This window comes from Paracoccus sanguinis (assembly GCF_012689545.1).
In the GTDB taxonomy this organism is placed as follows: domain Bacteria; phylum Pseudomonadota; class Alphaproteobacteria; order Rhodobacterales; family Rhodobacteraceae; genus Paracoccus; species Paracoccus panacisoli.
The window spans coordinates 3,137,508-3,149,711 of the sequence record NZ_CP051542.1 but is presented as its reverse complement, the minus strand read 5'-3'; the positions used below and the strand labels follow the sequence as shown (position 1 = coordinate 3,149,711).

The following is a 12,204-nucleotide window of genomic DNA, read 5'->3' as shown; positions in this document are numbered from 1 at the left end:
CACGGGCTTTTTCCTCCATCTGTGACTAGAGTCCGGCCCAACGAGAGGACGGACGAAGATGAAGAAGGCACGACGGACCGAGGAACAGATTATCGGTATCCTTCAGGAGCATGATGCCGGCGCGAAGTGCGCAGATCTGTGCCGCAAGCACGGCATGTCGGAAGGCACATTTTACGCTTGGAAGGCGAAGTATGGCGGGATGACGGTGTCGGAGGCGAAGCGGCTGAAGGCACTCGAGGACGAGAACGCCAGGCTGAAGCGCTTGCTGGCTGACCAGATGCTCGACATGGCTGCGATGAAAGAACTGCTGTCAAAAAAGTGGTAACGCCCGCCGTGAAGCGCGAGGCTGTCGCGCACCTGAAGGCCCATCTCGGGCTGTCGGAGCGGCGGGCGTGCCAGATTGCCGGGGCGGACCGGACGATGGTGCGCTACCAGTCCCAGCGAGCGCCGGACACGGCGCTGCGCGGGCGGTTGCGGGATCTGGCCAACGAGCGGCGCAGGTTCGGCTACCGGCGGCTGTTCGTGCTGCTCAGGCGCGAGGGAGAGCCATCCGGGATCAACCGCATCTATCGGCTTTACCGAGAAGAGGGCTTAACCGTGCGTAAACGCAAAGCGCGCCGCAAGGCCCTCGGAACGAGGGCACCGATCCTGATCGAGACACGAGCCAATGCACGGTGGTCGCTGGACTTCGTCCATGACCAGTTCGCCTGCGGGCGGCGCTTCCGGGTGCTGAACGTGGTTGACGACGTCACCCGCGAATGTCTGGCGGCGATCCCGGACACCTCGATTTCGGGCCGCCGCGTGGCTCGGGAACTGACGGCGCTGATCGAACGCCGCGGCAGGCCTGGAATGATTGTCAGCGATAACGGGACAGAGCTGACATCGAACGCGATCCTGAAGTGGTGCGCCGAGCACAAGGTCGAATGGCATTACATTGCGCCGGGCAAGCCGATGCAGAACGGGTTCGTCGAAAGCTTCAACGGCAGGATGCGGGACGAGCTTCTGAACGAGGCCCTGTTCCGCAACATCGCCCATGCCCGTGACCTGATCGCTGCCTGGGTCACGGATTACAACACCGAAAGGCCCCACTCGGCCTTGGGCTACCAGACCCCTGTAGGGTTTGCCGCGAACCTGAACCCCGCAATCGCCCGCCCCGCTGCGCGAGATGAAAGCTCCGCGCGCCGGGCGATTGCTCAACCCGCGCCAACAGGCGTAAACAAAAACCGGGCTCAGGTCGCCGTTGGATGAAAGTTCAGTGGCAGGTCAATTTCAATGGCTTGGATTTCGCCATTATCTACAGGGGCTTATGAGAAATTCACCAAAATGGCGCAGTCATCAGGTCCGGAGAATATCGCCCTGGAGAGACCGCTTCCAGGCCTCCTAGCAGCGGGGGCGGTGCTCAGCCCCTCCCGCATAACCCTCGAAAACAACGGAAAAATCCGGCCGCAGCCGGATCGAGAGAATGCTTTCGCGAGGGCAAGTGGCGGAGGCGGTGGGATTCGAACCCACGGTGGGGTTGCCCCCACGTCGGTTTTCAAGACCGGTGCATTTAACCACTCTGCCACGCCTCCCGCGGCCCGGCTGCGTAACCCGCCGCGCGGCGCGGGGCAAGGGCCCCGGCCCCGCCGCAGGCTACCCCTCGCCCAGCCGGTCCAGCACCCCGGTCAGACGCGCCAGCGTGCCCTCCACGTCCTTCAGCTTGTCGAGCCCGAAGAGCCCCAGCCGGAAGGTGCGGAAATCCGGTCCCTCGCCGACCTGCAGCGGCACGCCCGCGGCGATCTGCATCCCCAGCGCGGCAAAGCGGCGGCCGCTCTGGATCTCGGGGTCGGTCGTGTGGCTCACCACCACCCCCGGCGCCGCAAAGCCCGGCGCCGCGACCGAGGCGAAGCCGCGCTCGGCCAGCGCCGCGCGCACCCGCTCGCCCAGGTCCCACTGGGCCGCACGGGCCGCCTCGAACCCCATCTCGCGGGTCTCGACCATCGCGTCGCGCAAGACCAGCAGCGAGTCGGTCGGCAGCGTCGCGTGATAGGCGTGGCCGCCGTCCTCATAGGCCTTCATGATCGCGCGCCACTTCTTGAGGTCCAGCGCGAAGCTGTCGCTCGTCGTCGCCTCGAGCCGCGCGAGGCCTTCGGGCGAGAACATCACCAGCCCCGCGGCGGGCGGCGCGCTCCACCCCTTCTGCGGGGCAGAGATCAGCACGTCGACGCCGGTGGCGCGCATGTCGACCCAGATCGCCCCCGAGGCGATGCAGTCGAGCACCATGAGCGCGCCGACCTCGTGCGCCGCGGCCGCGAGCGCGGTGATGTAGTCGTCGGGCAGGATCAGCCCGGCCGAGGTCTCGACATGGGGGGCAAAGACGACCGCCGGGCGGCTGTCGCGGATCTCGGCCACCACGTCCTCGATCGGCGGGGGGGCGAAGGCCGGCTGGGGGTCATTGCCGGCGGGGCGGGCCATCTCGACGGCGGCCTCGCCCTCCATCGCGGCGGCCTCGTGGATCTGGGTCCAGCGGAAGCTGAACCAGCCGTTGCGCACGATCAGCGCGTCGGCGTGGCGGGCGAACTGGCGGGCCACCGCCTCCATCGCGAAGGTGCCGCCGCCGGGGACCACGGCCACCGCCTCGGCGCCGTAGGCCTCGCGCGCGATGGCCGAGATGTCGCGCATCACCGCCTGGAACTTCTGCGACATGTGGTTGAGGCTGCGGTCGGTGAAGACGACCGAGAACTCCATCAGACCGTCGGGGTCCACCACGCTCTTGCCGTCGGGGCGCAATCCGTCCATCGCCTGCTCCTCTGCTCGCCTGTGGGGCGAGACTAGCCCCCCCGGCCCGGCAAGGCCAGCCGCCGCGAGACCCCCGGCCACCACCCCGCGGCCCCCTTGCGGCACCCCCTGCCCCGTGCCTAGGTTGGCGGTAACGGCAGACACCCCCATGCAGAGGCAATCCCCGATGCGGATCGGCATCCTCAAGACCGGCCAGTCGCCCGAGGTCATCCGCGGCGCGCTCGGCGACTATGACCAGATGTTCGAGCGGCTGCTCGGCGGGCGCGGCTTCGACTTCGACAGCTACCATGTCGAGGCGATGCAGTTTCCCCCCGACGTCCACGCCGCCGACGGCTGGCTGATCACCGGCTCGCGCCACGGCGTCTATGAAGACCACCCGTTCATCCCCCCGCTCGAGGATTTCATCCGCGCGGCCTATGCCGCCGGGGCGCCGGTGGTGGGGATCTGCTTCGGCCACCAGATCATCGCCCAGGCCCTCGGCGGGCGGGTCGAGAAGCACAAGGGCGGTTGGGCCGTGGGGGCACAGGACTACGACTTCGCCGGCCAGACGGTGACGCTGAACGCCTGGCACCAGGACCAGGTGGTGACCGCGCCCGAGGGGGCCGAGGTGGTCGCCACCAGCCCCTTCTGCGCCAACGCCGCGCTGCTTTACGGCAACCGCGCCTATTCGGTGCAGGCCCACCCCGAGTTTCCCGACGCCTTCATCGACGGGCTGATCGAGCATCGCGGCGGCAGCGTCCCCGAGCCGCTGATCGAGGCTGCGCGCGCCCGCCGCGGCAGCGCCGACGCGCGGCTCGTGGCCGACCGGATCGAGGCGTTCTTCCGCACCCCCCGCGCGCGGGCGCCGGTCCCGGCCGCCACACCCGACGCAGCCGCCCGTCCCGACCGCGAGACGGCCGCCTGATGTACACGCCCCCCGCCTTCGACGAGACGCGCCCCGAGGTGCTGTCGGCGCTGATCGCCGCGCATCCGCTGGCGCTGCTGGTCACGGCGGGGGACGACACCGGGCCGACCGCCAACCTCATCCCGATGACCGCCGAGGGCGGCGTCCTGCGCGCCCATCTGGCCCGCGCCAACCCCCAGCTGGCCGAGCTTCGCGCGGCGCAGGCGGCGGGTCGCCCGGTCCTCGCGGTGTTCCAGGGGCCGCAGGCCTATGTCTCGCCCGGCTGGTACGCCAGCAAGGCCGAACATGGCCGGGTCGTGCCGACCTGGAACTTCCTCATGGTGCAGGTCCGCGGCGTGCCGCGGGTGATCGACGAACCCGACTGGCTCGCGGCCCAGGTCACCGATCTGACCGACCGGCTCGAGGCCGAGCGCCCCGACCCGTGGTCGGTCACTGACGCGCCCGCCCCCTTCGTCGCGGCGCAGCTGCGCGGGATCGTCGGGCTGGAGCTTCCGATGACCGCGCTGGCGGGCAAGTGGAAGGCCAGCCAGAACCGCAGCGCCGCGGACCGCGCGGGGGTGGCGCACGGCCTCGCCCGCGCCGGCCACGCGATGGCCGACCACATCCCCCTGACACCCTGAACCCGATCAAGCCGGCAGCCCCGGCGGAAAGTCCCCGATGTCAGACTGGCTGACCCGATTGCCCCGCGCCGCGCAGACCTATATCGACGGCCGCCGCCTCGATGAGGTCGAGTGCATCGTCTCGGACATCGCCGGCGTCGCCCGCGGCAAGGCCATGCCCGCGTCCAAGTTCGCACGGCAGGAAAGCTTCTACCTGCCGAACTCGATCTTCCTGCAGACCATCACCGGCGAATGGGCCGACAACCCCTCGGGCGCCTTCACCGAGCCCGACATGATCCTCGTCCCCGACTTCGAGACCGCGACCGCGGCGCCGTGGACGGCGGACGTGACGCTGCAGGTGATCCACGACGCCTATGACCAGCAGGGCAACCCGGTGCCGGTCGCGCCGCGCAACGTCCTGCGGCGCGTGGTCCAGCTTTACGCCGACAAGGGCTGGAAGCCGCTGGTCGCGCCCGAGATGGAGTTCTTCCTCGTCGCCCGCAACATCGACCCGAACCAGCCCATCCAGCCGCCGATGGGCCGCTCGGGGCGGCGGGCGGCGGCCAAGCAGGCCTATTCGCTGTCGGCGGTGGACGAATACGGCCGGGTCATCGACGACATCTACGACTTCGCCGAGGCGCAGGGGTTCGAGATCGACGGGATCCTGCAAGAGGGCGGCGCGGGCCAGGTCGAGATCAACCTCGCCCACGGCGACCCGGTCAAGCTGGCCGACGAGATCTTCTTCTTCAAGCGCCTGATCCGCGAGGCGGCGCTGCGCCACGACTGTTTCGCCACCTTCATGGCCAAGCCGATCGAGGGCGAGCCGGGCAGCGCCATGCACATCCACCACTCGGTGGTCGAGGCCGAGACGGGCCGCAACATCTTCTCGGACGAGAAGGGCCGCGAGACGCCCGCCTTCCTGCATTTCATCGCCGGGATGCAGCGCCACCTGCCGGCCGCGGTCGCGCTGCTTGCGCCCTACGTCAACAGCTACCGCCGCTACGTCCCCGACTTCGCGGCGCCGATCAACCTCGAATGGGGGCGCGACAACCGTACCACTGGGCTCAGGGTGCCGATCTCGGGCCCCGACGCGCGGCGGGTGGAAAACCGCCTCGCCGGGATGGACTGCAACCCCTATCTCGGGATCGCGGCGTCGCTCGCCACCGGCTACCTCGGGCTGGTCGAGTCCGACAACCCGCGCGCCGAATGCCTGGGCGACGCCTACATGGGCGACGACGAGCTGCCCACGAACCTCGGCGATGCGCTGGACGAAATGGTCGAGAGCGCGCCGATGCGCGAGGTGCTCGGCTCCGAGTTCGTGGCCGTCTACGAATCGGTCAAGCGCAACGAATACAAGGAGTTCCTGCAGGTCATCAGCCCGTGGGAACGTGAGCACCTGTTGCTGAACGTCTGACCCGGCGGCGCCGGGCGCTGCACGTGCGGGCGGGGTCTTGCGGCGCGGGCCGCGCGGTGGCAAGCCCCGCGGGCAAAGAGGGGTGCCCGCCATGTCCGACCAGAAGCTTGCCATCGTCACCGGCGCCTCGCGCGGCCTCGGCGCCGCCCTCGCCGAGCGGCTCGGCGGGCGCGGCCACCACGTCGTCGCCGTCGCCCGCACCACCGGCGCGCTCGAGGAGCTCGACGACCGCATCCGCGCCCGCGGCGGCGAGGCGACGCTCGCGCCGATGGACGTGGCCAGCCCCGAGGCGATGATCCAGCTGACCCGCGCCGTGCTCGACCGCTGGGGCGGCATCGACCTGTGGGTGCACGCGGCGATCCACGCGGCCCCGCTCGCCCCCGCCCCCCATGTCGATCCGAAGGACATGGAGAAATCCATCGCCGTGAACCTCGCCGCCACTCACGGGCTCATCGCGCTGTTCGAGCCGCTATTGCGCGCCCGCGGCGGCACGGCGCTGTTCTTCGAGGATGCGCGCGGCGGCCAGCCCTTCTTCGGCGCCTACGGCGCCACCAAGGCCGCGCAGATGGCGCTGGCGCGGAGCTGGCAGGCGGAAACCGCGCGCCTCGGCCCGCGCGTGGTCATCGCCGCGCCCGCGCCGATGCCGACCGGCGTGCGCGCCCGCTTCTACCCCGGCGAGGACCGCGCCGCGCTGACCCCCTGCGGCACCGAGGCCGACCGTATCCTCGGCGAACTCGGTCTCTGACCCGACCTTCCTGCGCGGGGTGGCGGGCTGGGGAGCCTCCGGCGGGGATATTTAAGTCCAGCCCGAGGGGGGGCGCTGCGCCCGGCCCCCGCCTCGGTGGCGTTTACAGGCCGTAGATCGCCCCGAACTTCTCTTCCAGATAGTCGAGCAGCGGCTCGGGGCTGACCGCGGCGCCGGTCGCCGTCTCGACCAGCTCGCGCGGCGGCAGCAGGCCGCCGTGGCGCTGCAGGTTCTCGCGCAGCCACTCGACCCCCGGCCCCGCCTCGCCGCGGGCGAGGCTCTCGTCGAGGTCCGGCACCGCCGCCCGCATCGCCTCGTTCAGGCAGCCGGCATAGACGTTCCCCAGCGCATAGGTCGGGAAGTAGCCGAAGAGCCCCACCGACCAGTGCACGTCCTGCAGCATCCCGTTCGCCGGCCGGTCCACCGCCACGCCGAAATCCTTGAGGAAGCGCGCGTTCCACGCCTCGGGCAGGTCATCCACCGACAGCCGACCCGAGATGAGGTCGCGCTCGAGGTCGAAGCGCATCATGATGTGCAGGTTGTACTGCACCTCGTCGGCCTCGGTGCGGATGTAGCCCGGCTGGACCCGGTTGACGGTGCGGTAGAACGCATCCGCATCCGCGACCGACAGCCCCCCCATCATGTCCGACATCCGCTGGTAGAGCCAGCCGGTGAACGCCCGGCCCCGCCCCATCTGGTTCTCGTAGATGCGCGACTGGCTTTCGTGCACCCCCATCGACACCCCCCGCCCGAGCGGCGTGAAGGCGTGGTCGGGGTCGATCCCCAGCTCGTAGCTCGAATGGCCGACCTCGTGGATGGTCGAGTAGATGCAGTTGAACGGGTCCGCCTCGACCACCCGGGTCGAGATCCGGCTGTCCTGCCAGCGCCCCGACGAGAACGGATGCACCGCCATGTCCAGCCGGCCGCGGTTCCAGTCATAACCGAAGGCCGTGGCGCAGGCCCGCGCGAGCCTCAGCTGCATCTCCTGCGGGAACCGCCCCTCGAGCGCCGCGGGCGGGTTCTCGGCCCCCAGCACGTCCTCGCGCAGGCTGACCAGCCGCGGCCGCATCTCGGCGTAGAGCGCTTCCAGCTCGGCCTGCGTCATCCCCGGCTCGTAGTCGTCCAGAAGCGCGTCATAGGCATCGCCGCCGCCGAACCCCGCCGCGACCAGCGCCGCCGCCTCGTCCTGCTTCAGCACCACGATCTGGTCGAGCGTCGGCAGGAAATCCCCCGACGCGTCGTTGGCCCGCGCCTGCGCCCAGATCCCCTGCGCAAGGCTCGTCAGCCGCGCCATCTCGGTGGCGAGATCGGCCGGGATCGCGCTCGCCCGGGCGAACTCGCGCCCGATCAGCTCGAGGATGCGCGCCTCGCGGTCGCTCTCGGGGGTGGCGGCGTCCAGCCACTCGCCCAGCCGCGGGTCGGTGCGGCGCTCGTGCAGCACCGCCTCCATCGCCGCCATCTCCTCGGACCGCTGCTCGGCGGCGCCGCGCGGCATCACCGTCTCCTGGTCCCAGGCGAGCCGTTCGGCCACCGCCGACAGCGCCTCGGTCTGGCGCTGGAACGCCATCAGCTCGACCATCGCAGAGGTGGAGTTGCTCATCGGATGGTCCCCCGGACACTGGTTTCAAATGGATAGCGCGCGTGGTGGCGGGCGCGGATGATCAGCACGAACAGCGCCACCGCGCCAAGCTGGTGGGCCAGCGCCTCGGGCAGGGGCGCGCCATGCATGATGGTGACGATGCCCAGCACCACCTGGAACGCCACCGCGGCGAGCATCACCGTGAACGCCCCCCGTGTCACCGGATGCGGCGAGCGGCGGGCGCGCAGCCACACCACCACCGCGAAGATCGTCAGCAGATAGGCCACCATCCGGTGGGTGAACTGCACCGTCGCCGCGTTCTCGAAGAAGTTGCGCCAGCCGAGCGCGCTGTCCCAGATCGCCGCCGGCACCCACTCGCCGCCCATCTTCGGCCAGCCGGTGTATTGCCGCCCCGCGTCGATCCCCGCCACCAGCGCGCCGAGCAGGATCTGTACGAAGGCGAGGTGCATCAGCCCGGTGGACATGGAAAAGAGCTTCGGCTCGCCCGCCCGCCGCGCCCGCATCAGCGCCGCCTCGGGCCGCGACAGCTGCAGCACGTACCAGGCGATCAGCCCGAGGATGGCGAAGGCGAGCCCGAGGTGCACCGCCAGCCGGTACGAGGCGACCGAGGTCATCCCCGCCACCAGCCCCGAGCTGACCATCCACCAGCCGACGAGCCCCTGCAGCCCGCCGAGCGCCCCCAGCGTCAGCAGCCGCGGGGTCCAGCCCGGCGGGATGCGCTTCGTGAGCCAGAACCCGAGGAACCCAAGCGCCCAGACCGCGCCGACCGCGCGCCCGAGCAGCCGGTGCGCCCACTCCCACCAGTAGATGCGCTTGAACCCGGCGAGGTCCATCGTCGGGTTCTCCTGATGGAACTGCGGGATCTGCTGGTATTTCTCGAACTCGGCCGTCCAGGCGGCCTCGCCCTGCGGCGGCAGGACGCCGGTCACGGGTTTCCACTCGGTGATCGACAGGCCCGAGCCGGTCAGCCGCGTCGCGCCGCCGAGGGCGATCATCGCCGCGACCATGACGAAGAGCACCACGAGCCAGGCCCGGATGGCGCCGCGCGCGCCCTTGGGGGCGGCGTCGATCATCCCGCCTTGGGGAAGCTGCGCCGCCGGGGCGAGGTCCGAGACCTCCTGAAAGATCGGGCGCTTGGCCATGTTGAGGGTGTTCCTGGGCAGGTGTGGGGGGTCGAATTGCGGGCGCACAGTGGCCTTGGCGGGGGGAAAGGTCAATCGGAGGGGGTGAGGGCGGCTGCCGGGGCGGCGCGGCGGATAGCGTCGGGGCGGCGCGAGCGGAGCCACGGCGGCGCATGGCCGGCGCTGGGGTCAATGTGCGGGCGGCCTCGCTTAGCGCGTCGTTCGCGTCGGGGTGGCGCGGGCTGAGGTGGCACGTGTGCCAAGATGGCAAGGGTGCGGCGCGCGGGGGTAACGCGGTGGCCGCAGGGCTGGCCGGTGTGCGGGCGGACTGGGGTGGCGGGTGGTCGGCTCCGGGGCGACGCGGGTGCGGGCGGGCGGGGGTAGCGCGCGGTTGGCGCCGGGACGGCGATTGAGCGCCGCAGGCTCAAGGGAAGGGTGCGCCGGCCAGCACGGACGCCCCTTCCCGACAAAACGCAGCGCCTCCGGCAGACTGAAGGGTCCGGCTTCTTTCTGGCCCTAATACCCAAATGACGCCGGGGCCACCGCATCCGGCAGGTCCTCTGTCACTCCGGCGGGCGCCTCATACCGCTCCGCGTTTTGCCTCCAAGCGGCCGCCCGTTCTAGCCGCCCCAGACCCCGGCTTCCCGTCAGCAGCCCCGCGACGCCCTCACGCCCCCGGCCCGTCTCCGTCCCGCCCGCGCCAGGTCAGTTGGCGGATCATCCCGTGGAAGATCTGCACGTCGCCCCGGGTCAGCGGCAGCCGCGACCACAGGTTGCGCAGCGTCAGCCGCATCGAGGCCGCCTTGTCCTCGGGAAAGAAGAACCGCGCCGCGGTCAGCCGCTCCTCCCAGTGATCGGCGAGCCGCTCGATCTCGAGCCGCGTCGCCGGCACCTCGCCCGCCGGGCGGCGCCCCGCCGGCGCAGGCTCGGGCGGCAGCGCCTCGCGGCCCCACTCGTAGCCCATCAGCAGCACCGCCTGCGCGAGGTTGAGCGAGGGGAACGCGGGGTTGACCGGCACCGTCACGATGGCGCTGGCACGCGCGATGTCGTCGTTGTCGAGCCCCGCCCGCTCGGGCCCGAAGACCAGCGCCACCCGCCGCCCTTCCGCGGTCAGCGCCCGCGCCTCGGCCATGGCGGTGGCGGGGGTGTGGACGGGCTTGGTCAACTCGCGCCCCCGCGCCGTGGTGGCATAGGCGGTGTCGATGTCGGCCATCGCCTCGGCCAGCGTCGGGAATACCCGCGCCCGGTCGAGCACCTGCCCCGCCGCGCCCGAGGCCATGGCGACCGCCCGCGGGTTCGGCCACCCGTCCCGCGGCGCGACGAGCCTCAGGTCGGTCAGGGCAAAGTTCAGCATCGCGCGCGCGGCGGCGCCGATGTTCTCGCCCATCTGCGGGCGCACGAGGATGACGACGGGTTGAACGGGGGTGATGGACATGGCCGCGCGGTAGCGAAACCCGGCCGCGCGGGCAAGGGTGAGCGGCGGGTTCCGCCGGCCGTCGCCGTCCACGCCGCCCCTAAACTGGTCCCGATCGAAGGCGCCGCGTCCCCTGCTGGCACGAGCCTCTTTTCCGCCGCCCCTAGCGGACGCGCGTCGGCGAGTCAGATCGGCGTCTTGGCCGCGGCCTCGCGCCGCACATCAACGTGGCGGACCCGGCGCCCCGCACGGCATCTCCGGGTGGCGCCTCGGCGCGTGTAACGGCCCCGGGACAGCGATATTCAAAAGGCTCGTCGGCGGTGCAACCTGGTCCCGTGCATCACTCACGCCGCGGCTGCCTCGCCCCCGAAAAAGCTCCCACCTGACCGCCCCTCCGCGCGGCCCACAGCAGAGCAACAGGGATCAGCACGCGCCACCCGCGGCGGCCCCCCTCGTCGCCCCACGCGACGGCTGCAAGCTGATCGCCGGAGAGGCCGCTTTTCGGTTGTGCCCGCGTCCGACGGAGGCAGGCGGGTCATCGTCCGCATTCGCGCGACACGCCCCCGCGTGCCTAGGAAGTCTCGTCCTCACGGCGCGGAGCTTGGCGGGACTGAAGCGCCAAATCGTTCGCATGAACTGTGCATGAACATCGCATGAACGATGCACGAACGGTGAACGGGTCGTGCATAACGGATTTCTACAATATTCAATCTATTCATATGCCAATCCATGAAATCTAACCATCTTCGAGCGTTGCGCACCGCCCCCGTTGCCCGCTCGCCCGCCTCCACCGAACGTTGCGCGTGTCCCGTCGCCCCCGCCCCAACCAACCGGCCCTTCCCCCGCCCGCCACGCTGCGCTATCCCCCGTCCCCAGCCCGACAGGAGAGCCGCAGATGACCGAGGACGCCCCGCAGCTTTACCTCATCGCCCCGGCCCGCCTGCCGGCCTCGGAACTCGCGCCCCGTCTGACCGCGGTGCTCGACGCACACCCCGTCGCCTGCCTCCGCCTCTCGGGCGCCGGCGATGAGGCCGAACTGGCCCGCATCGCCGACCTCGCCCGCGAGATCGCCCACGCCCGCGACGTCGCCGTGGTGATCGAGGACCACGTCGCACTCGCCGCCCGCCACGGGCTCGACGGGGTGCACCTGACCCAGGGCGCGCGCGGCGTCCGCCACGCCCGCAAGGAACTCGGCGCCGATGCCATCGTCGGCGCCTTCTGCGGCGCCTCGCGGCACGAGGGGATGAACGCCGGCGAGGCGGGGGCGGATTACGTCAGCTTCGGCCCCCTCGGCCCGACCGCGCTGGGCCCGGGAACCCCGGTGGATCTCGAACTTCTCCAGTGGTGGTCCGAGGTGATCGAGGTGCCCGTCGTGGCGGAAGGCGCCCTCGACGCGGCCCTGATCCGCGCCGTCTGGCCGGTCGCGGACTTCATCGCCCTGGGGCCGGAAATCTGGCAGGCGCCCGACCCGGCCGAGGCGCTGAGCGCGCTCTGGCCCGTCTGAACCGGGGCCGCGGCGCTAGCAGCTATCCGCGGCTGACGCGCTTAACCTGATCTTCACCCGCCCCGTGCCAGCCTGCACGGATGCTGTGGCTTCTGACCCTTCTGCTGATTCCCTGCGCCTGCGCG

10 protein-coding genes and 1 tRNA gene are annotated in these 12,204 nt (G+C 70.9%); 6 read left to right on the top strand and 5 right to left on the bottom strand.

All coding sequences use genetic code 11. The features are described 5' to 3' along the window. The first annotated feature begins 58 nt into the window (after positions 1–58). Positions 59–1,248, top strand: a protein-coding gene (locus HGN31_RS15090) for an IS3 family transposase (RefSeq protein WP_168781936.1) whose coding sequence is annotated in 2 segments (ribosomal slippage) — positions 59–311 and positions 311–1,248 — 1,191 coding nt in all. Because the reading frame shifts where the segments join, the coding sequence is not laid out codon by codon here. Positions 1,249–1,481: 233 nt separating this feature from the next. Here the strand turns inward: HGN31_RS15090 and HGN31_RS15085 are convergent. Further along, positions 1,482–1,571, bottom strand: a tRNA-Ser gene (locus tag HGN31_RS15085). 61 nt (positions 1,572–1,632) lie between these two features. After that, positions 1,633–2,778 carry an aminotransferase class V-fold PLP-dependent enzyme gene (locus HGN31_RS15080; RefSeq protein WP_036713111.1) on the bottom strand — a complete coding sequence of 382 codons (1,146 nt, stop codon included), beginning with the start codon at positions 2,776–2,778 and terminating at the stop codon, positions 1,633–1,635. A gap of 166 nt (positions 2,779–2,944) precedes the next feature. Between HGN31_RS15080 and HGN31_RS15075 the strand changes: the two genes are divergently transcribed. The 4 genes from HGN31_RS15075 (at position 2,945) to HGN31_RS15060 (ending at position 6,440) form a co-directional block, all read left to right on the top strand. Then, a complete protein-coding gene (locus HGN31_RS15075) occupies positions 2,945–3,682 on the top strand; it encodes a type 1 glutamine amidotransferase (protein ID WP_168783973.1) in 738 nt (245 codons plus the stop codon). Continuing rightward, positions 3,682–4,302 (top strand): FMN-binding negative transcriptional regulator, encoded by a 621-nt coding sequence (locus HGN31_RS15070; RefSeq protein ID WP_168783727.1) that lies wholly within the window; start codon positions 3,682–3,684, stop codon positions 4,300–4,302. Before HGN31_RS15075 ends, HGN31_RS15070 begins: the two co-directional genes overlap by 1 nt. Positions 4,303–4,339: 37 nt before the next feature. After that, on the top strand, positions 4,340–5,695 hold the full coding sequence (locus HGN31_RS15065; RefSeq protein WP_036705115.1) for a glutamine synthetase family protein: 1,356 nt from the start codon (positions 4,340–4,342) through the stop codon (positions 5,693–5,695). An 82-nt stretch (positions 5,696–5,777) separates the two neighbouring features. Then, positions 5,778–6,440 (top strand): SDR family NAD(P)-dependent oxidoreductase, encoded by a 663-nt coding sequence (locus HGN31_RS15060; protein ID WP_394320942.1) that lies wholly within the window; start codon positions 5,778–5,780, stop codon positions 6,438–6,440. Positions 6,441–6,543: 103 nt separating this feature from the next. Here HGN31_RS15060 and HGN31_RS15055 read toward each other — a convergent pair whose 3' ends face one another. The 3 genes from HGN31_RS15055 to HGN31_RS15045 form a co-directional block, all read right to left on the bottom strand. Further along, entirely contained in the window at positions 6,544–8,040 is a 1,497-nt protein-coding gene (locus tag HGN31_RS15055; protein ID WP_211096308.1) for a carboxypeptidase M32, read from the bottom strand. After that, the gene (gene ctaA / locus HGN31_RS15050; protein WP_036705109.1) at positions 8,037–9,182 is read right to left on the bottom strand and encodes a heme A synthase; all 1,146 of its coding nucleotides are present in this window, start codon (positions 9,180–9,182) and stop codon (positions 8,037–8,039) included. Before ctaA ends, HGN31_RS15055 begins: the two co-directional genes overlap by 4 nt. 646 nt (positions 9,183–9,828) lie before the next feature. Continuing rightward, positions 9,829–10,596 carry an RNA methyltransferase gene (locus HGN31_RS15045; protein WP_168783726.1) on the bottom strand — a complete coding sequence of 256 codons (768 nt, stop codon included), beginning with the start codon at positions 10,594–10,596 and terminating at the stop codon, positions 9,829–9,831. An 874-nt stretch (positions 10,597–11,470) separates the two neighbouring features. Between HGN31_RS15045 and HGN31_RS15040 the strand changes: the two genes are divergently transcribed. Next, positions 11,471–12,079, top strand: a complete 609-nt coding sequence (locus tag HGN31_RS15040) for a thiamine phosphate synthase (RefSeq protein WP_074827021.1) — start codon at positions 11,471–11,473, stop codon at positions 12,077–12,079. Positions 12,080–12,204 lie beyond the last annotated feature (125 nt).

Bases quoted from the DNA above. Each gene is read 5' to 3' on its own strand.
- HGN31_RS15080 (WP_036713111.1), bottom strand. From the start codon at position 2,778: ATGGACGGATTGCGCCCCGACGGCAAGAGCGTGGTGGACCCCGACGGT.
- HGN31_RS15075 (WP_168783973.1), top strand. From the start codon at position 2,945: ATGCGGATCGGCATCCTCAAGACCGGCCAGTCGCCCGAGGTCATCCGC.
- HGN31_RS15070 (WP_168783727.1), top strand. From the start codon at position 3,682: ATGTACACGCCCCCCGCCTTCGACGAGACGCGCCCCGAGGTGCTGTCG.
- HGN31_RS15065 (WP_036705115.1), top strand. From the start codon at position 4,340: ATGTCAGACTGGCTGACCCGATTGCCCCGCGCCGCGCAGACCTATATC.
- HGN31_RS15055 (WP_211096308.1), bottom strand. From the start codon at position 8,040: ATGAGCAACTCCACCTCTGCGATGGTCGAGCTGATGGCGTTCCAGCGC.
- ctaA (WP_036705109.1), bottom strand. From the start codon at position 9,182: ATGGCCAAGCGCCCGATCTTTCAGGAGGTCTCGGACCTCGCCCCGGCG.
- HGN31_RS15045 (WP_168783726.1), bottom strand. From the start codon at position 10,596: ATGTCCATCACCCCCGTTCAACCCGTCGTCATCCTCGTGCGCCCGCAG.
- HGN31_RS15040 (WP_074827021.1), top strand. From the start codon at position 11,471: ATGACCGAGGACGCCCCGCAGCTTTACCTCATCGCCCCGGCCCGCCTG.